Annotated in this window: 19 protein-coding genes and 1 pseudogene; 10 read left to right on the forward strand and 10 right to left on the reverse strand. The window is 64.9% G+C overall.

From position 1 onward, the window contains the following. Nucleotides 1–128: 128 nt before the first annotated feature. Together ACJ73U_RS04025 and ACJ73U_RS04030 are read left to right on the forward strand one after the other, a co-directional pair. Nucleotides 129–461 (forward strand): hypothetical protein, encoded by a 333-nt coding sequence (locus ACJ73U_RS04025; protein ID WP_407776140.1) that lies wholly within the window; start codon nucleotides 129–131, stop codon nucleotides 459–461. Next, nucleotides 454–1536 (forward strand): tyrosine-type recombinase/integrase, encoded by a 1083-nt coding sequence (locus tag ACJ73U_RS04030; protein ID WP_407776141.1) that lies wholly within the window; start codon nucleotides 454–456, stop codon nucleotides 1534–1536. The genes ACJ73U_RS04025 and ACJ73U_RS04030 overlap by 8 nt, the downstream gene beginning before the upstream one ends. 75 nt (nucleotides 1537–1611) lie before the next feature. Here ACJ73U_RS04030 and ACJ73U_RS04035 read toward each other — a convergent pair whose 3' ends face one another. The 5 genes from ACJ73U_RS04035 to ACJ73U_RS04055 form a co-directional block, all read right to left on the reverse strand. Next, a complete protein-coding gene (locus ACJ73U_RS04035) occupies nucleotides 1612–3333 on the reverse strand; it encodes a recombinase family protein (protein WP_407776142.1) in 1722 nt (573 codons plus the stop codon). A 369-nt stretch (nucleotides 3334–3702) separates the two neighbouring features. Further along, nucleotides 3703–5832: a cell division protein FtsK gene (locus ACJ73U_RS04040; RefSeq protein ID WP_407776158.1), complete on the reverse strand. Its 2130-nt coding sequence runs from the start codon at nucleotides 5830–5832 to the stop codon at nucleotides 3703–3705. Between the two features lie 17 nt (nucleotides 5833–5849). Then, complete coding sequence (locus ACJ73U_RS04045; RefSeq protein ID WP_407776143.1) at nucleotides 5850–6590, reverse strand: hypothetical protein; 741 nt, start codon at nucleotides 6588–6590, stop codon at nucleotides 5850–5852. Then, nucleotides 6587–6907: a hypothetical protein gene (locus tag ACJ73U_RS04050; RefSeq protein ID WP_407776144.1), complete on the reverse strand. Its 321-nt coding sequence runs from the start codon at nucleotides 6905–6907 to the stop codon at nucleotides 6587–6589. Before ACJ73U_RS04050 ends, ACJ73U_RS04045 begins: the two co-directional genes overlap by 4 nt. Further along, nucleotides 6904–7233 (reverse strand): WhiB family transcriptional regulator, encoded by a 330-nt coding sequence (locus ACJ73U_RS04055; protein WP_407776145.1) that lies wholly within the window; start codon nucleotides 7231–7233, stop codon nucleotides 6904–6906. Before ACJ73U_RS04055 ends, ACJ73U_RS04050 begins: the two co-directional genes overlap by 4 nt. A gap of 368 nt (nucleotides 7234–7601) precedes the next feature. Here ACJ73U_RS04055 and ACJ73U_RS04060 point away from each other — a divergent pair, with 368 nt between their 5' ends. From ACJ73U_RS04060 to ACJ73U_RS04070, 3 genes are all read left to right on the forward strand, one after another. Continuing rightward, nucleotides 7602–7985, forward strand: a complete 384-nt coding sequence (locus ACJ73U_RS04060) for an XRE family transcriptional regulator (protein ID WP_407776146.1) — start codon at nucleotides 7602–7604, stop codon at nucleotides 7983–7985. Between the two features lie 165 nt (nucleotides 7986–8150). After that, entirely contained in the window at nucleotides 8151–9659 is a 1509-nt protein-coding gene (locus ACJ73U_RS04065) for a transcriptional regulator (RefSeq protein ID WP_407776147.1), read from the forward strand. Next, nucleotides 9659–10009, forward strand: coding sequence for a signal peptidase I (locus ACJ73U_RS04070; RefSeq protein WP_407776148.1), 351 nt, complete (start codon nucleotides 9659–9661; stop codon nucleotides 10007–10009). The genes ACJ73U_RS04065 and ACJ73U_RS04070 overlap by 1 nt, the downstream gene beginning before the upstream one ends. Here the strand turns inward: ACJ73U_RS04070 and ACJ73U_RS04075 are convergent. Continuing rightward, nucleotides 9998–11368 carry a transcriptional regulator gene (locus tag ACJ73U_RS04075; RefSeq protein WP_407776149.1) on the reverse strand — a complete coding sequence of 457 codons (1371 nt, stop codon included), beginning with the start codon at nucleotides 11366–11368 and terminating at the stop codon, nucleotides 9998–10000. The two genes, ACJ73U_RS04070 and ACJ73U_RS04075, sit on opposite strands and share 12 nt — an antisense overlap. Before the next feature lie 365 nt (nucleotides 11369–11733). Between ACJ73U_RS04075 and ACJ73U_RS04080 the strand changes: the two genes are divergently transcribed. Both ACJ73U_RS04080 and ACJ73U_RS04085 read left to right on the forward strand, forming a co-directional pair. Then, nucleotides 11734–11988, forward strand: a complete 255-nt coding sequence (locus tag ACJ73U_RS04080) for a hypothetical protein (RefSeq protein WP_407776150.1) — start codon at nucleotides 11734–11736, stop codon at nucleotides 11986–11988. A 506-nt stretch (nucleotides 11989–12494) separates the two neighbouring features. Next, nucleotides 12495–12731, forward strand: coding sequence for a hypothetical protein (locus ACJ73U_RS04085; RefSeq protein ID WP_407776151.1), 237 nt, complete (start codon nucleotides 12495–12497; stop codon nucleotides 12729–12731). A gap of 481 nt (nucleotides 12732–13212) precedes the next feature. On the opposite strand, the gene ACJ73U_RS04090 is transcribed toward ACJ73U_RS04085, so the two are convergent. The 3 genes from ACJ73U_RS04090 to ACJ73U_RS04100 are packed head-to-tail and all read right to left on the reverse strand — an operon-like array spanning nucleotide 13213 to nucleotide 15314. Further along, nucleotides 13213–13764: a hypothetical protein gene (locus tag ACJ73U_RS04090; protein WP_407776152.1), complete on the reverse strand. Its 552-nt coding sequence runs from the start codon at nucleotides 13762–13764 to the stop codon at nucleotides 13213–13215. Nucleotides 13765–13803: 39 nt separating this feature from the next. Next, nucleotides 13804–14280, reverse strand: coding sequence for a hypothetical protein (locus tag ACJ73U_RS04095; RefSeq protein WP_407776153.1), 477 nt, complete (start codon nucleotides 14278–14280; stop codon nucleotides 13804–13806). Further along, nucleotides 14277–15314 (reverse strand): hypothetical protein, encoded by a 1038-nt coding sequence (locus ACJ73U_RS04100; protein WP_407776154.1) that lies wholly within the window; start codon nucleotides 15312–15314, stop codon nucleotides 14277–14279. The genes ACJ73U_RS04095 and ACJ73U_RS04100 overlap by 4 nt, the downstream gene beginning before the upstream one ends. A 254-nt stretch (nucleotides 15315–15568) precedes the next feature. Here ACJ73U_RS04100 and ACJ73U_RS04105 point away from each other — a divergent pair, with 254 nt between their 5' ends. Beyond that, nucleotides 15569–15877, forward strand: a complete 309-nt coding sequence (locus tag ACJ73U_RS04105; RefSeq protein ID WP_407776155.1) for a hypothetical protein — start codon at nucleotides 15569–15571, stop codon at nucleotides 15875–15877. Beyond that, nucleotides 15874–16944 (forward strand): HigA family addiction module antitoxin, encoded by a 1071-nt coding sequence (locus tag ACJ73U_RS04110; RefSeq protein WP_407776156.1) that lies wholly within the window; start codon nucleotides 15874–15876, stop codon nucleotides 16942–16944. Before ACJ73U_RS04105 ends, ACJ73U_RS04110 begins: the two co-directional genes overlap by 4 nt. Before the next feature lie 16 nt (nucleotides 16945–16960). On the opposite strand, the pseudogene ACJ73U_RS04115 reads toward ACJ73U_RS04110, so the two are convergent. After that, nucleotides 16961–17599 (reverse strand): annotated as a pseudogene (locus ACJ73U_RS04115) (DNA cytosine methyltransferase); the annotation flags it as partial. Between the two features lie 166 nt (nucleotides 17600–17765). On the opposite strand from ACJ73U_RS04115, the gene ACJ73U_RS04120 reads away from it, so the two are divergent. Continuing rightward, a complete protein-coding gene (locus tag ACJ73U_RS04120) occupies nucleotides 17766–18590 on the forward strand; it encodes a transposase family protein (RefSeq protein ID WP_407776157.1) in 825 nt (274 codons plus the stop codon). Nucleotides 18591–18642: the final 52 nt, after the last annotated feature.

An 18642-nucleotide genomic window follows, 5' to 3' on the forward strand; every position in this document is an offset into this window, starting at 1 on the left:
AGACGGCGATGCGTACAGCTGATCGGATCCTCGCCGGACTCGTCCCGCCCAGTTCATTACCGCCAGGTGATCACGGTGAGCCGCTTCCATTAGCCGCGATGCTCCTCCCGGCACTGTCGGACGGATCCTTGACCTACGCCATCAGCCGCGTCGACGAATCCGGTGTAGTCGCGGCCACCCACGTACTCGAGCGCCTGGGCTGGCGGACCGGTGACCGGCTCTCGGTCACCACCGCGCGCAACGTCATCGTGGTCCGACGAAAGCCGGAAGGGCTGCAGGTCGTGCCGAAACGGCGCTTGCTGGTCATCCCGGCCGCCGTGCGGCGCGCGTGCGGGATCCGGACGGGCGACAGTCTCCTGCTGGCAGCAGCCGTCGAGGTCGACACAGTACTGATTCATCCGCCCGCTGTGCTCGACAAGATGATGACGCTCTACCACCACGAGGGTCCCGGCGATGACTGACTCGGGCAACAACCTGACCGACCTCGACGTCGCGCGCATCGTTCTCAAACGACTCGGACTCGATCCATCGACCCTGGTCTCAACCACCGTCCAAGACACGACCGTGCCCACTTTCGGCGCCTATATCCCAACAGTGGCCGCCGCGGTCAGCAGCGGCGCACGCCAGACCTACACGCCGTACTGGAACCGGATCCTCACGCACTGGGAACACCTGCGGCTGAACGAGCCCATGCCCTCGGACATCAAGCAACTCGCCGAGGTCGTCAAGCAGAACGTCGTTGTCCGCCGCAACGCCCGACACGGTCGCGGCGCCGTCGAGTTGTTCATCGCCGCCCTGCGCTGCATCTACCAACATGCCATCGATGACGGACTGATCGAAGAGGACCAGAACCCAGCCGCGAAGGTAGCGAAACCACCTCGCCTCCCCAGCGCCCGATACGCCCTCCCCGCCGAGCGGGTCGCCCAGATCAACCACACCGCGTCTACCACCGGCAATGATCCGGAGCTCGACGCCCTCATCCTCCGCTTCCACCAAGAGACAGCAGCACGACGAGGCGGCGCACTTGCGCTCCGGACACCACACGATATCGACGCCGAACAATGCCTCGTCCAGCTACACGAGAAGGGCGAAACGGCCCGCTGGCAACCCGTGTCCCCCACCCTGATGACCTACCTCCAAGCCCACGCCGAACAACGCAACGCCCCACACGGAGGGCAACTATTCCGATACCGCAACGGAAAACCACTCACCGGACGCCGCTACGACCACCTCTGGACACGACTCGGCCGACACCTTCCATGGGTCGCCGTCCAACAAGTCACCATCCACTGGCTGCGCTACACCACCCTCACCTGGGTCGAGCGCAACTTCAGCTACGCCATCGCCCGCGCCTACGCCGGCCACTTCGACACCAACGGAAACGTTGGCACCACAGCAACCTACGTCCGCGCCGGCATCCACGAAGTCGCCACCGCACTCGCAGCACTCACCGGCGAACCACACCCACTCGCACGACCAGACACACCGGGCGGCGCCCCCAACTTTGACGTGATCGACGGAGCTGCTAAGGTTTGACCATGGATATTTCCCGGAAAACGGGAAATGCCCAGGGCGTGGGGGTTCAAGTCCCCCCTCGGACACGTTCACTATTCACCCGCATTGAAATCTCAGCGGTTGAAGTCTGCGGCTCATACAGAATCCCAGGTCAACGCCTGTGTAAAGCTCTGCGAGCCTCTCTCCCTTCGCATCGTTCAGCGTCCGTCGGACGTCATCGAACTCATCGATCCTCGCGTAGACCTCGGCGGCGTCCATCAGGTCTGGGGCCGGCATGTTGTCGATCTCCGCTTGTGCTGCCAGTCGCTCAGCGTGTGCGGTGTTGATCACGTCCACGAGCGCCGCCGGATCAACGCCAGCCGCGATCGCCGCTTGGAACTTCCGTAGCCGCGCCTCAGCGTCCGCCAGCCGCATCCTGGCCGCTTCTCCTCCTGTCTGCTTCCGCTCTGCGCCCTCCTGTGAAGCGATGAGTGCGGCCACGGTGCGGTCTACGTTCTCAGGGCGGAACAGTCCTTCGAGCCACGTGTTCACCGCGTCCCGGATCGTGCTCTCCCGGAGATACACTGCGGGTGGATGTGTGGCCAACACTGGAGAGCCAGGCGCGAGCGTCCGGGCAGGACAGCGGTAGTACATGGCGTGCTTGCGCGGGCTACCTTCCATCTTCCGAGTGCAGATCGCACAGCGGACACGACCACGGAACAGGTATAGCTTCGTCACCGGTCGCCCGGACCGTTCCGTCTTCCGTGCAGTCCGGAGACCTCCTGCGCTCTTGGAGCGCCGACGAAGCTGCACCTGCGTGAAGTCCTCAACTGAGATGATCTCGGGGTGAGCTGGTCGCCGTGACCGCACGATCCGGTCCGGTGTGGAGCGACGGAACCGCACCACGTGACCGGCCGCCACGTCATCCGGATCCAACAGCATCTCGTGTTTCGTCCATCGTCCGAAGACCGCGTATCCGGTGTAGCGCGGATTCTCCAGGATGGACCGGACCGTACTCCCCTGCCACCCATCAGCCAACCGGTGCGTGTTCTGCTCGGGCCGTCGTGCCGAGGGGCACGGAATGCCATCCCGGTTGAGCCCGTTCGCGATAGCACGGTCACCACGCCCGGCGACATACTCGGCGAAGATGCGCCGCACCACTTCGGCAGCCTCCTCGTCGACTGCGAGCACCCGCAACCGGTAGCCCTCGACAGCCTTACGCGGATTCGGATGCGGCCCACCGTCGACAGTCACGTAACCGTACGGCGCCCGCCCACCCTGATGCCGGCCCTCGTTGACCACCTGAGCATCCATCGCGGCTCGCACCCTCGCCTGAACGTGCTGGCGCTCCGACTCACTCAAAGCCCCGAGCTGGCTCATCAGCATCTTGTGCGAGGGGTTGCGCGGGTCGTACTTCCCACCCAGCTCCGGCACCCACAGGTCCACTCCGTACGCCTCGAACTTGGGCGCGATCAACGAGAACTGGTTGCCGTACCAACACCGCGTGCCTTCCCCAACAACGACACCAGACCAGCCCCGGTCCGACCGCTTCAACTCAGCCAGCAGACGTGACGACTCCGGCCGCCGCTCCCAGGGCACTGACCGCGAGAAACCGATGTCGAAGAAGTCAGCCACGATCTCCCCACCCCGCGGCTCGACGACGTTCCGCGCATTGGCTATCTGCCAGTCGTGCGAGGTCTTCGGGTCCTGGTTGTCCTCCGTCGAGCACCGGCCGAAGAACGCCAGCGGACCGATCCCCTCGTCGATCTCGTCGACTACCTGAACGCCCATGATCTCGTCGAGCGTCGCCCATGGGTCTCGGTTGATTTCAGCGGTCATCGCGTGTCCCCTCCCCCGGCCGGTCGAGCACCGGAACGTCCGTCAGCTCGACCAGTATCGCAAGAAGCGCACGTGCGGCGCGTGGTGTCAGGGTCGGCACCGTCGCCGGGACCCGCACCGTCACCCCGTCGTCCGATGTGCTGATTTCAGCCCACCCGGCGTCACTCGGTTCTGTGACGGCATCCTCAGCGCACCTCCCCTCGGCCTCTGTGAGTGGGATCCTCGGTCGGTTGTGACGGCATTCGCGACCAACGTCAATGCCGTCACAACCGGCGTTTCCGCAGGTCAAACCCGATTTCTTGCTGTCACAACCGCCGTGACGGCAAGATGGCATCGAGCGCCCCGCGTGACGGCATTCAGGCTGTCCTGTCACAGCTCACCGTCCCGGTTCGCCGAGGCAGCCGCGAGCAGATCGGCCGTCATGTATCCCCCGATCTGCCGGACCTTGCCAGACTCCGACGTGACCCGTTCCCGCGTCGACTGACACCCCAACTCGGCGAGCCGCCGACCATGCCATGCCGGCTCAAAGCCGAGCACCTCGGCAAGCTCGGCAGTCGAGATGAACTCCGGCGCATCCTTACCCAGTTCATCGAGGTGATCAACGATGCTCGCCAGCGGTTCGAGCACGCCTGCCGAGCGTGATGGCGGCACCGGTCCGGGACCGATAGCCCGGACGGCCGCCGAGTGGTCGAGCACAGGCGCCAGGTCGTCACCGGCGGCATGCCCGGTCAGCGTCCCCTCGGCCTCCCGGAGCGCCCGGCCGCGCTGACAGATGACCTGCCAGTCCTCGTTCGGCATGTAGTACGTCCGCACCGTCAGCGCGAGCACATCAGCTCCGGCCTGCGTGTCACCGTCCGGCCGCAGGATGCCCACGCCTTTGTGCGAGGCGAGCAGTCGACTGCTGTCGTACCCGCGGGTGTTCATCTGCTCGCCGAGCACGATGTTCGAGTCCCGCCAGTCCATCACCCGCAACGCGAACCGCGACCCAAGCACAGCCCGAAGTCCACTCGGAATCGTCTTCGAGTCCGGCCGCTGAGTGGCCACCACCAGCACGATCCCAGCAGCCGGCCCTTTCTTCGCTAACCAGGTCAGCAGCTCCCCGACGTACTCCCCCGCCGCGAGCCTCTTGCCCTCGACCTCAACCGGCGTCCGGTCCTCCAACGGCACCTGCACCTCATCAACGAAAACCGCCGTAATCGGCATGCCGAGCGACCGGTCCCGCGACATCTCCGGCGTCACCTTCGACTCCGGACACGTCACGTCGTCCAGCTCCCGCATCCGCCGGTAGCGGCCCTGGACCTCGGCGACCAGCTCGACGAGCCACCCGACCAGCTCCACCACATGCGCCGACTCGTCGCCGGACATGAACCGGTGCGCCACGTGCGCCGCAGCATCCCAGTCCTTGCCGGCCTTGAAGTCGGCGACGTACAGTCGCGTGAACGGGTCGAGAATCAGCCCGGCCGCAGCCAGCCGAGCAGCGAACGTCTTGCCTTGCCGAGGGATCGCCCCGACGAGCAACGACGTCCACACCAGCGGCAGATCGATCCGCCGATCCCGAGCGTCCCGCCCGAACGGCACCGGCCGCCACGCGTCCCACCGCTGAACCGCGAGCAACGGCGTCCGAAGTGGAGGAGTCGCGTACGGGTCAGAATCAGCGACCCACATCGACACCCGCCCGGCATGGCCACCATTCCCACGTACACGCTCAACGATCAGCTGCACCTCGTCGACAGCAAGCGCGGATGCCAGAGCCTCCCGGTTCTTGATCACGTCCGCGGCCTTGCGAGTCGCGGGCAGGTCGACCGTGATCGCCCACCCATCGCCTATCCGGGTGGCGCGCTCGACGAGCCGCAGCGTCTCGTCCTTGCCGATCAGCTTCGCGTCCCTGAACGCGTCCACGAGAACCTGTGGATCCATGGTCCACGTCAAGGTGCGCGGCCCAGCGAGCACGGCCTTACGCCCCGGACTGCCGTCCCGCCGCCGGCCGAGCACCGCGAGAGCGACGGCCACCACGCCGACCAGCAGCCAGAGCCCGCTCCCGCCGTAGAACAGCTCCACGACCGCCCCGCCGAGCACGGCCACGACCGCAACGGCGCCGGTCACCTTCCACCGGAACAACGTCAGCGCCCGGATCTCAGCGAACTTGTCCGCCAGCTTCTCCGACTGCTCCGCAGCCTCACGGAAGTCCCGCACGGTCACCCACCGACGCCACCACCGACCAGCAGCCACCAACCCACGCACCACCGCACCCGCGAACCGATACGGCGACCGCACCAACGCGACGAGCAGATCCTTCAACGCCTGAACAGCCTGCCGACGGCTCTTCAGCCACACCGGCACCCGAGGCGACCGCAGCCACCAGGAGGCGAACCAACCCAACCGAGGCGTGTAGTAGTTCGGTCGAGGCGGCTCGTCGACCAGCTCGCCGTCGAGAACCGGATCACTCGGCACGACGTCCCGTGACTCAGCAGGCACCGGCAGCGACTCGTGGCCATCCATGGCCGGTTCATGAACACTCACGGCCGACCACCAACCTCGTCGGCAAGCGCACGAGCCACCCGAGGCGCCAGCCCACGCGAGCACCCAGTGACCTCACGGACCCACGCCGAGGAGATCACCACACCCGGCGACCACGCAGCACGGGCGTCGCCGAGGTAGTCAGCGAACAGCTTCCGCGGCACCGTCGGCCGCTCCGGCTCACGGGTCGACTGACCTCCGGCCTCGGCGTACGCGACCATCACGGCTTCGGTCAGCTTGTCCCGCAGATCCGTGATCGCCTCGGCGGCCACGAACACGACCAATGGCGGCACCGAGTGCAACACGATCGCCGACGCCGACCCCGCCGCGTACGAGGCCCACGTGTTCATGACGTAGGTAGCCGTCAGCGTCAGCCACTTGGCCCGCCGCACCCAAGGCCCGGTCCGCACCCTGTACCGGGCAGTCACCTGCTCCGCCCGCAGGATCGCGATCAAGATCAGCGAGACGGTCGGGTCGAGCACCCACGCGGCTAGCCAGGCGAGCGACCACACCGGACTACCGGCCGAGGCGAACCCCTGGACGTTGGTCATCGTGAACGCCAGTCCGAGCACGATGCCGGCCCAGCACATCCGGTCGACCTGGGTCCGTACGCGTTCGATCCGCAAGGCCACCACGTCGGGATGCGTGAGGTAGGCACGTACCTCGGCGGCCTCGGCCGCGTCCTGGGCGAGCTTCTGGGCAGTAGTCAACGGCACGTGGCGCGCATCTTGGGCGGTCATCGGCGATCACCCCTATCCCAGGTGGTCACCGTCAACGCCCGAGTCAGCGCGTACGACGCGAACAGCGCCGGCACGCCGAGCACCGCGAACACAAGCCACCCGCTCGCCGAGGGATGGCTGATCACGAGCCACTGAACACCCACGATCAGCCCCGCCGTGACCAGCACCCGCCCACCGAGAGACAGCAGCCGAGCACTCGAGCGCGCAGCCTTGGCGGCGGCCTTCGCCCGGCGAGCGCCAGCCCGCCAGACCATGAACAACGAAACGAGCACGCCAACCCCGGCGAGCAGTTCCGTAGGTCCGAGGTTGAGCGTCATGGCCGCGCACCGCCTTGACGTCGAGCAAGCCACACGGGGTAGAGCGCCCGGGTGTCCTCGGCCGGCAGAGCGCCCCACACGCCGAGCGACTGGCCGCCGTGCGTCCGAAGCTCCAGTTCGAGGCAGGCCCACCTCGCGGTGCAGCCGGCACAGATCTGGGCGGCCAGCTTCCGGTCGGTCAGGTCGTTGTTGGTCCACTCCGGTTCCAGCTCGTTGGCGTAGAGCCAAGCACAGGAGCCCTCACCAGTGACGATGTCCAGCAGGACGTCGTCAGACACGTGCTCGAACCGGTCGAGCCGAGCAGCCAACTCCTCGAAGTAGGTCACGGCCACTCACCTCCCGCCGACCCGTCGAGCAGCCGCTTCACCACGTACGCAGGCACGACGAGCCGCGAGCGACGCCGAACGGTAGGGATCGCACCGGTCCGAACAGCCCGGCTGAGGATCGATCGCGGGACACTGAGGAGCCAGGCAGCCTCGGCAACGCTGTAGTACTTCCGTCGCCCGGAATTGGACATAGGTGTGCTCATCAGAGAAGTCCTTAAAGTCAGAATTGATGATTTCAACAAACTAGAGCTGATTTCAGCGCTATCGAAGACGCGTCGACTCGCCCGCGTCGCGAAACGCGCGGTATTGCGCGAAGGAATGAGCGAGGGCCGCTAATCTCAGCGCTGAGGCGGAGCGCGGAGGAATGGGTGTCGGAAGACTGGGCTGCGGTCGCGAAGGCGATCAACGAGCGCGTGAACGAGCTGGGCTGGCGTCAGCGCGAGCTCGCGGAACGCTCCCGTGTCTCGCAGGCAATCGTCCGTGAGCTGCAGCACCACACGGTTGAACGCCGCCGGAGCACACGCACCCTCGCATCCCTTTCTGTCACGCTCGGTTGGCACCCGGAGCACCTGGACGCTGTCCTGCACGGTCGCCAGCCACCAGACGTGGACGACGAGGTGACCGACCGCACGGACACCCTCTGGTCCCGCCTCGACTCCCTCGAACAGCGCCTGGACGAGATCAACGAGCGCCTCGACGACCTGAAATCCGACCTGTCGACGGTCATCAGAACCGTAAAACCCGGCAGGTAGAACCGTGCTGATCCGCGTGCTTTCCATGCCGTCAATTCCACGTCGAAATCACCGGGGAACCGATGGGGAAACAGTGCGGAACCAGCGCGAAACCGGTGCATAAGACGACGACTGGGGCAATAAGTGCGATCGGGGAACGGGTGGACCGGCGAAACGGCGTGCACCTTGCAGAAGGCGATGGGCCTCAGTAACGAAGCGTTCGCCAAGCGCCTCGGCATCGGCCTTCGCACGGTCGCCGACTGGCACCACAAGCCGACCACCCCCCCTCAGTCGGGCATGCAAGAGACCTTGGACGCGGCCCTCGACCAGGCGTCACCAGCGACCAAGGCACGGTTCGCGGCGCTCACGGGCGGCTCATCCGAACAGGACAACACGGCCGCTGAAGCCGAGCACCGGCTCAGCGCGGATCCGAACATCACCGCAGCGCTCGACTGGCTCGACCACCACGCAGGATGGGGGCCTGGCACCGCCCGGCGAGACGTCGCGGCACGGCTGTCACGCACCGACGTTCGACAGCTCCAGGACCGAGGAGTCAGACGGGGCCAAGTCGATCAACAACGGATCGCCGAAGCGCTACGTGCCTACTACCCCGGCCACCCCGGCGGACACGGCCAGTACTCCGCATCCGGATCCCTGACGAGCATCCTCACGCACCCGGACTGGCTCGACCTCGACTGCTCCCTGATGCCTCCGAGGGACCGGCTCGCAGTCACCAAGACGGCCGCTGACCTCGACGTTCCACTGAACGACACCATGGCCGGCCGAGCAGCTCAACGGCTCGCCGAGACCCTGGCCTTGAACATCCGGCTCGTAGACGGCCCGTTGTTCCGCCTGGTCGACATCGAGGCCAGCAAGGGCGCGATCAGAGGAACGGCCGAGGTCACGCGCTTCGTGCGATACGCCCTGACGATGGATCTCCTCGAAGGCGAGCTGGTCGACGCGATGGCGGCCAGCTCGCCGATCTCCCCCGGCTCGCTCCCACTGAGGGACAGCTACCTCCCGACCACGGCGTCCGTCCTCGACCTGCCCACCCGCCTCTGCGCCGGCGGCACGCTGGCCCTGTGCGCGATCGCCAGGCCGGCCGACCCGTTCCGCGGCCCGCCCGACTACGTGCTCTTGGTGCAGGAACGCTCAGGCCACGTCGTCAACGCCGCGCGCCGGCTGGCCGTGATTCCCAAGGGCTTCCATCAGCCGATCACGGACTACCGAGCAGACGCGCACCTGGCCGCAACCCTGCGCCGAGAGATGGAAGAAGAGCTGTTCGGCCGCGACGACATCGACAGCACCGCCGGCCAGCAGCTCCGCGCCGACCCGATGCACCCAAGTCGCCTCTCTGAACCGATGCGTTGGCTGATGGATCACCCGGACCAATTCCGCATGGAATGCACCGGTTTCGGCCTCAACCTGGTAAGCGGCAACTTCGAGTTCCCCGGCCTGATCGTGATCGACGACGAGGACTTCTACACCCGGTTCGGTGGCCAGATCGAGGCGAATTGGGAGGCGTCATCCCTGCGTCAGTATTCAAGTCTCGACCATGGTCTACTGAGCGAGCTGGCCGCGGACGAGACCTGGAGCAATGAGGGTTTGTTCGCGCTGCTGCAGGGCCTCCGACGCCTGAGCGAAGTCGGCGGAGACCGAGTGAACGCGCCGACCATCGAATGGGAGATCAGCTAGTGGCTGTGAACTGGTGCTACGGGAACGCCGCCGAGGACACGAAGGACACCCGCGGCTGGCTCCTGGGCCACTTCATCGACCCGACCGAGGGGGTCCGCCACAGCAAGGCCGTGGAGGTCAAGTGGGCAACGCACCCAGCCGGCGAGCAACGCCACGAGTGGACGGCCGACGACCAGCGAACCACCCTCTTGGTGCTGATCCATGGTGAGTTCCGGGTGGACCTGACCGAGGGCAGCAAGGTGCTGACAACCCAGGGTGACTACGTCCTGTGGGGACCGGGCATCGACCACTCGTGGGAAGCCCTGACCGATGCGGTCGTGATGGTGGTCCGCTGGCCCTCAGCGACGTGAGGTGACCTCGACATCCGGCAGATCCACCCGACTTCCGCCGATCTCCCGTAGGCGTCGAAGCCCCTGCAGGAACGCGAAGAGCCCTTCGTTGGTCCACGACTCGTCCATGACCAACTTGCTGATCAACGCACGATCCAGACTGGAGTACAGCCGCAGCCCGGACGACTCCCAGTTGGACTCGATGTCCCCAGCGAACCGCGACCAGAACTCCTCATCGTCCACGACGACGAGCCCGGCGAACTCGTAGTTGCCGCTGACCAGGTTGAGCCCGAACCCAGTGCACTCGGTACGCAGACGACCCGGCGCGTCAAGCAGCCAATGCATCGGTGCGGACAACCGCCCAGGGTGCATTGGCACGGCCGCACGGCTGACATTGGCCGTGCTGTCGACGTCGACACGACCAAACAGCTCTTCTTCCATCTCCCGCCGGAGCGTCGCCCCAATCGGCGCATCGGCCCGGACGTCATTCAACGGCTCGTGAAATCCCTTCGGGATCACCGCCAGCCGCCCGGCAGCGTTGATCACCTGCCCGGACCGCTCCTGCACCAAGAGCGCATAGTCGGCAGGACCGCGGTATACGTCAGCCGGCCGAGCGATGGCGCACAGCCCGGCCACTCCCCCGGCACAGAGCCGGCTGTTGAGGTCGAGCACAGCGGCCAGATCCGGCATATGCCGATCCCGAAGCGGCAGCTCTCCCGACCGCCCGGCGACCAGGACGTCAGCAAGCTCACCTTCAAGCAGATTCATCGTCAGGGCATACACGCCAAAGTGCGCCAGCCCCACACTCCCGGTAATGACACCGTCGCGGATATCGACGTCAAGCAACCGGTACAGCGGCCGATTGGTCATGCGCACGCCGAACGCTGCAGCCTCGGCAAGCTGGTCGACGGCCTCATGGTCGCTGACGTGGTCGATCCGACCAACGGTGTCCAACTCGACGTCAGCCAACACGATGCGGTCAGTGTCGGACGTCAAGGCCACCGTGAGATCTACCCACTCGGGCCGGGTGAGCACAGACGTAAGCACGGACTGTCCGTCAACGTCCGCACCGTACAAACCGTAAGGCGTGACGCTGCCGGCGTAGTACCCCGCCAGTGCGCCCGCGAGCTGACTCCGACCCACGCTACGCAGTCGGGCACCGCGGTCCCGCAGGCGACCGAGGTCGAGTGACTCCAGCCTCGCGGCCACCCTCTGCCGGGTCGAGTCCGGCAGCCACCCAGCAAGATCTCTCAACTGCTCGGCATGCACTCCACCCGAACCCGGCACTGGCTCCTCGCCGAGGTCCACCACGACGGGGACAGCCTCGGCCGGCGGCGCCAGCAGCTCAACGATGCTCACCTCGAAGATACGTTCGAGCAACCGGGCAGTCGCCGGCCGAACGGAACCGATCGGCCGTCCGCCAGGCCCACGACCGCCGGCGAGCCGCTGCAGGTGACCGCACACTGACGGAGCCAGGCTCACCGCGGTCCCGAGCGAAGACCTCAACGAACTCGGCGAACTCCTCGAAGGTCTGGCGTCGCTCCCAGATCTTCCGCTCCAGCAGCGTACGAAACACCCGCATCCCGAAGTCCTCCCCTCCACAACGTGTCGCGACAAGTCGTGCCTATGTCGCCCCAAGATCGTTGAGCTGATCCCGAGCTGATGACACGGTGATTTCAAGTTTCGCACACCCGTTGTCGCTGGTCATCGCCCCGTCCAGCCCCAGGAGAGGACCAATCAGTCCAATGTTGAACGACCTGCCGACCAGCCGCCGAGCGCTGGCCTCGGACGACGCTCACGAAGACGGCCTACTGATGCATGAGCTGACAGTCGTGAACGCGATGCTCGGCAAGTACGTACTGCGCTACCTCGACGAGGATGCCCGCCGCGCCACCCCGATCCCGACCGCCGAGGAACACGCACTGGCAGAACGCCTCACCGCTGCAGCGGACGGCATCCAAGCCCGCGCCGCGCGCCGCGAAGGGAGCGAACGGCCGTGAACATGTCCGAGCCCTCGCCCTTGGGACAGCCACCGGACTCATGGTCACCGTCAGAGATCTACACACCAGATCCACCGCGAGCGTCGAACCCCGTACCTCAGTCCATAGGTCCCACTAGTTCAGTTGCAGAATCCAGCCCCGAACAGAACCCAACAGAAAAACCACAGCCGGTAGATCCCACACCAGATCCGACTGAGCAACACGATCTCCAAGCAAAACTGTACGAAGACATCGAGAATGCCATCTCACGCGCGATCGGAGAGGAACTACGCCGAACGCGGGAGGCCGTAGGCTGGTCGCGAGCCCAGATGGTCGCCCAGATGCCATCCGGTATCGGCGATCGCACCTTGCTGTCGTATGAGCACGGCACGCGGCACATGTCGGTGCTGCGGTTCCTGGAATCGTGCCGTGTACTCGGTGTCCCAGGGCCGACCCTACTCACACACGCACTCCAGCGGGCTCAAATCGAGCTGACAAACCTAGTACTGCAAGTCAACCTCCGAGAGTTGATCAACGACAGAAACGACAAGTTCCGACCAATGGTCCAGTGGGCGCGGAACAAGCTAAACAAGCACCCCGAAGGCGTCGTGGAAGTCCCCCCATCCTCTGTGGAGGAACTAGCGGACTTCGTCGGTTACACCTACCGAGAACTCGCAAAATATCTCGCCAGATTCACACCGGACATCACGTTGACCAATGACGCAGAAAAAGTAGCTACCAGCAACCAACCAAAGGTTATGTGATGTCGAGCCTTCTCTATACAGCCCGACGACCGTTGATTCCATTCCCCCCACCATTGACGACAAAATGACGTGACGACTTGGCTAGAAACTCAAGATCACCTGCGATGTCGCTTACGTAAGAAGTAAGGCTGAAGGAACTCCGAGGAAAGAAGCTTCCGCGCTAGAGTTTCACCATCCTCGGACAATTTCAACAGATCGGAACTGAAGCTCAATCGATGTGTCGCATCCTCAAACACCTCACTATTTTGCGTCACATCCTCGATCGAACGCGCATCCTCGAATACTTCTCCAAGTCTTCCTGTATAACGGGATTCCTCAAAGCCGAACTCCGAAGCAAAATGATAATCTCTGCGATGCCAGGGCCATACGGCCCACTCGGCCATCCCACGTGTCAGAACCTCGCGCACCTCGGACGGAAGCCATCGACTGTCCTCTGCGCGCTGCGTCCACCGTGGTGTTCGCCATCCTCAAGCCACTGTGACTAGTTCGACCGGCGCCACCAACGGGGTTTGGATGTGATGTCGTTCTTCATTGCCGCGAGCAGTTTGTCGCGTGCTGCGTCGGTTGCTGCGCGGGGTAGTGCGGTGCCGATGGGGACATCGCGGTCGCGTCTTGTCGGTTTGTCCAGCCAGGCGGCGGTCATCTGTTTGCCGGCCTCGGCTTGAGCGGTCTTGACGAAGGTGTCGTAGGCGGCGCGTACGTCGTCGGTGCCGTTGATCGCCATCCAACCGGTGTAGAAGCTGATGCGGGACTTGACGTCGCTGATGTGCTGGGTGATCTCCCGACGTGCCGCGGCGCTACCGTCGCGTCTGCGGATCCGGTAAGGGCACTCTGCGTAGTCCTCGACCGCGCGGACCGCTTCGGCGTAGAACGTCGCGCGTTGCTGGCGGCGTTGTTCGCGCTGCTGGGTCTTGTATGCCTTGACCGCGACGACGGCCGCGATGATGGCGGTGACCATCGCGCCGAGGACTCCGAGAAGGGCGGCGAGCACGGTGGCGACGGCCCTGCTGTCCAGGTCGCCGAGGAGTGGCACCCAGAGTCCGGTGGCGACGGCAGTGGAGATCATGTGGTCTTACGCGGCTGTCTCGGTCGTGCCGTGGGGTTGTTCCAGACCTAACCACTCACCGCCGGAGTGGCCGCCGGTGGCTCGCCAGTGGTCCTCCAACAACAGGTGGTTGCGGACGAGGTCGATCAGTGCCAGCAGTCCGTTGATCGGCCGCCAGCGCTCATGTGCGGGCCCGAGCGGGTAGTACAGGCAGAGGGCGTCGTCGGGCATGCGGTGCGGCGAGCGCTCGCCAGAGGCGGCGAAGATTCGTGGATACTCCTCTGGTGCCAGGCCCCAGCACGGGTAGGGCGGCCGGTGATGGAAGACGATCTCGGTCGGTACCGGGTGCCGGCGACCCGGCACCTCGACCGGCACCCAGTACGTGATCCACTCCATCTGTATCGAGAGTCGAAGGTCGTTCCCGTGCTCACGGCGAGCAGCGGCCTCCACCGCGACCTGCCAGGACGGGCGCAGGCCGTACCAGAGCAGATCGGTCGCGCTCATGGCGCCCAGCTCCTGACCGGAACCTGCTGACGGCCGGCGCCCCGACCCACACCAGCGATCGTCCCACCGATTTTCAGCTCCTTGAAGCGGCGCACGGCCTCGTCACGGACGGCGTCAGGGTCGGGGTGGGGCAGCATGTCCTCGTCGTTGAACAGTTTGGCGAGTTCGGCGTGAGCTTGCAGAGGATATCCGTCTCGCTCAAGCCGCGCGGCCTCCTCCACCCGCTTGCCGGCCTCGCGGAGCGCTGTGACGACCTGGGCGCGGGTCCAGCCCTTGCCGAGCTTGATCGGCTTCTCCGCGACGCCGGCCGGGTCCTGGGTCTCGCCCTTGTCCAGTTCGGTGGCCGCGTAGGTGAACCAGATGGCCAGCCCGTGCAGCTGGGCCATGGGGCTGGTGATGCACGCGAGCGCGAGGGCCTTGATGTTCCAGGAGCACAGCGGCTTGCCGTGGCGACGGTTCCAGTGCTTGAGCAGCCGGACGATGTGGGCGAAGGCGACCCGGGTATCCTTGATCGCCTGCAGGACCATCCTGGTGTGAGCCTCTGGGTCCGAACGTGACCAGCCGGGCACCTTGGGAATGAAAAGCCCGCGATCCTCGGCGTTGTCCACCGCGCAGATGACATCAGCGGTGAAGTCCTTCTCCCCGGCGTGCACAGGGTCACCGAAGCGGACCAGTACTGCGCGGGTACACCCCTCGACCTGGACCGTAAGCTTCGGGAAGTCGGCCTTCAGCTCCCGGCGGATCGCGTCGGCAGCGCGGTCCATCAGGTCCCGCGGGCCCTTCTTGCCTGGCCCATGCGTCTGCTTGGCCTCAGCGATGACGATCCCGACATCGATGTCCGTGAGCGGAGTGAGCGCGTCACCGTGGGCGACGCTGCCGTTGAAGTAAACCCGGGAGCCGGGAAACTCCGCGAGGAGCGCGGAGGCGATCGCCTGTCGGCGATCACGAGCCTCGTCGAGTTCTTCCTGAGTGACCTCGACCTGACCACGGGCCTGGGTGAGCAGGTCCTCCAGGCGGGGGTAGTCGTCTTCCATACGTTCTCCTGCGTCTTGTTGTGCGAGTCCACGTCCGCGGTGACCCGACTGGCACTGTCCGCTCCCGACGATCTTCGTCCGAATGGCGGTACCATATGTCGTAGTACAGTCTTCAGTCAAGGGGTGATGGTCTTTATACGACCAGCCAGCGTGTCGCAACGCCAATGGACCAGAAGCTCGGACGGACGCGCTACCCTGCGCGGCAGCGATCGGTGGCATCGGCCGAAGGGTGATGGGCAGGAGTCGAGATGCGAGTGGAGTTCGGCGACGAGGTGCTGTGCCGCCTCGCGGTCGACTGCGCGTTCACCCCGCCATTGTGGAAGCCTGAGGCGATCAGAGCCTTCCGCAAGCGCTACCAGGCTCTCGTAGCCGCGAAGAACGTGAAGGATCTTCGCGCGCTCGCGTGCCTGGATCTCCACACCGCGGACGACTGTGCCGAGTCCTATTCCTCGATCCGCCTGACAAGCGAGGCGAGGCTGCTCCTTGACTTCCGCACCGACACCGTCGAAGAGGTGACCGTGATAGGCATCGTCGAGTCCGATACGGGGGAGGTCACACCATGAACCCCGCGTCTGCTGAAGCATTCCCGGTGGGCGAACAACTCCTTGAGGAACTCGACCAACGTGGTTGGACTCAGGCCGAGTTCGCGGAGATCCTCGGCCGCCCCGCACAAGTGATCTCCGAGATCATCTCCGGCAAGAAGGAGATCACACGCGAGTCCGCGGCGCAGATCGCCGCAGCCTTGGGCACGAGCCCGGAGTTCTGGCTGAACTTCCAGGATCGGTACCACCTGTGGCGGCAGGCGCAGGACGCGGACACCCGCAAGCAGTTGGAGGATGTCAAGCTACGAGCGCGACTGAAAGAACTGGCACCGATCTCGGTCCTACGCAAACGCGGTGTGATCACCGAGACCAGCACCGAAGGCCAAGCTCGGCAACTCTGCCAACTCTTCGGGCTCACCGACATCTACGAGCCCCCTCGCCTACCGATGGCGGCTCGCCGCAGCAATCTCCACGAACGCGTGTCAACGACACAGATGACCTGGCTGGCCTGCATCCGCAGAAGAGCCGAACAGATCCACGTCGCGCCGCACTCGAAACATCAACTGCTCGACCTGGCGCGCCAACTAAGCGGCATAGTCCGCAACCCAGCCTCGTTCACCAACCTACCCGGCCTCTTCGCCGAGGTCGGCGTCCGGTTGGTGTATGAGGAAGCGTTCCCATCAAGCAAGATCGACGGCGCATCGTTCACCCTGGAGGGCACGCCTGTCATCGGCCTGTCAGGCCGCGGACACCGGCTAGACAAGGTGCTGTTCACGCTCCTGCACGAAACAGCACACGTCTATCTCGACCACATCGCCGACGAGGTCGTACTCGACGATGCCGAGCACGTATCCGAGCCCAAACGCGAGCATGCCGCCAACGAACTAGCGGCGGAATGGATCCTGCCCGCCCCACTACCGGCTATCCCAGACCGCGTTGGACAGCCCTGGCTCACCAATGCCGCGAACACGCTTGGCGTACATCCGATCGTGATCGTCGGACGCCTTCAGAACAGGGGCGTACTCACCTGGCGAAGCGCCCTCGCCAAGGACGCACCCGCAGTGTCGAAATACCTCCTGAAATGGTAACCGCAGCGAGCCCTCATCACAGGAAGGATTTGATGTTCCTGGCGATTGTTGCGGCAAGCCCCACAGGTGTTGCGTCTCCGATCTGGCGAGCGATCTCCGTTTTTGATCCACACCATTGATAGTCCGAAGGAAATCCCTGTAGCAGCGCCGCTTCGTAGTGGGTGATGGCGCGATGCTCTTCGGGGTGTAAATATCGACCTTTCTCGGGTTTGAAGAAATCCGTTCGAATCGCTGGCGCCGGCATATCCCACCGCATACGACCCATCACCCCAGCTGAGGCCTGCAGCCCTCTGCGCAAGTAGTGAGGGGGTAGCAGGTTGGATGGCACACTTCGGATGTCGCCGCCTGGCGGGATATGTGAGTAACGCTGATATGACAGTGGAGTCGGCTGCCTGGTGAGGTGGAGGTGATAGCCGCGGAAGGGGCCACGTACATGTTGGCCAACGAGCGTGGTAGTGACGTCGGGCAGGTCCGCGTTGTACACGGGGAGCTCGATCGAGCCGATGCAATCGCGGACTGTTCGGTGCCGGCCATCGAACTTGGTCGCATCCGACGAAGTCGGCAAGTCGATCTGGCCGATGCGCGATCCGATCACAACAGCGAACTGGCGATCCTGTGCAACACCGAAGTCCGCCGCTTGCACAACCTCGTATGCGAGGGTGTAGCCACTGAGCCATTCCGCGTAACCGTTGGTGACTTAGGGTAGCAGTGGTCTTCGGTGTTGATGACACGCCGAAGGTGTTGCCATACAACAGAAGAGCGCAGAACCCCGGTATGAAGGTGGTCCTTCCGAGATCAACTTCATAGAGGTTCTGCGCTTGATGAGTGTCGCATATACTGCTGTTCTGGATGTGTCCGAGGGCAGCGTGCTGTTCCTGTCCGGTCTGTTGCATGCCGAGCGTGTCCGGCGTGGTACCCGCAAGGGTCGGCGAGCGCTGGGTACCTACAAGCAAGCAGTTCTCGTCTTGCGGTGGTTCCTCGACGACACCAGGATGTCGGCGCTGGCCAGGGATAACGCGATTGCCGTGTCCACCGCGTACGAGTATCGGGATGAGGGCATCGCGGTGCTCGCCGCGCGCCGGCCGTCGCTGCACGGTGCGTTGTTGGCGGCGAAAGCAGCTGGTCATTCGCATGTGATCGTGGACGGCACGCTGATCCACACCGATCGGATCGCCACGCCCGGCCCCACCCGCGGCGTGGACTTGTGGTGGAGCGGCAAGCACCGCCATCACGGCGGCAACATTCAGGTTGTCTCCGCCCCGGACGGGTGGCCACTGTGGACCTCCGACGTACGGCCTGGCCGGGAACACGACATGAGTGCCGCCCGCGCCGACCCCGAACTGCTTGCCCGGATCACCGACTGGGTCAGCGACGGTGCGCTCGCCCTGGCCGACCTCGGCTACGAAGGCGAACCCACAACCTTCACGATCCCGTTCAAGAAACCAAAAGACGGACAACTCACCGTCGACGAACAGGCCTACAACGCCATCCACGGCGCCCTGCGCTGCCTCGGCGAACGCGCCAACTCCCTACTCAAAACCACCTACAAGAACCTCCGCCGCTACCGCGGCTGCCCTTGGCGCCTCGGCGACATCACAGCCGCTGCCCTGATCCTGCTCCACCACGAACACAGCCGAACCACATAACCAAACAAAAGTTGATCACACACAGCCACCGGACGTTACGCGGAAAGGCTCA

This window comes from Actinophytocola sp. (genome assembly GCF_045807065.1).
GTDB lineage: Bacteria > Actinomycetota > Actinomycetes > Mycobacteriales > Pseudonocardiaceae > Actinophytocola.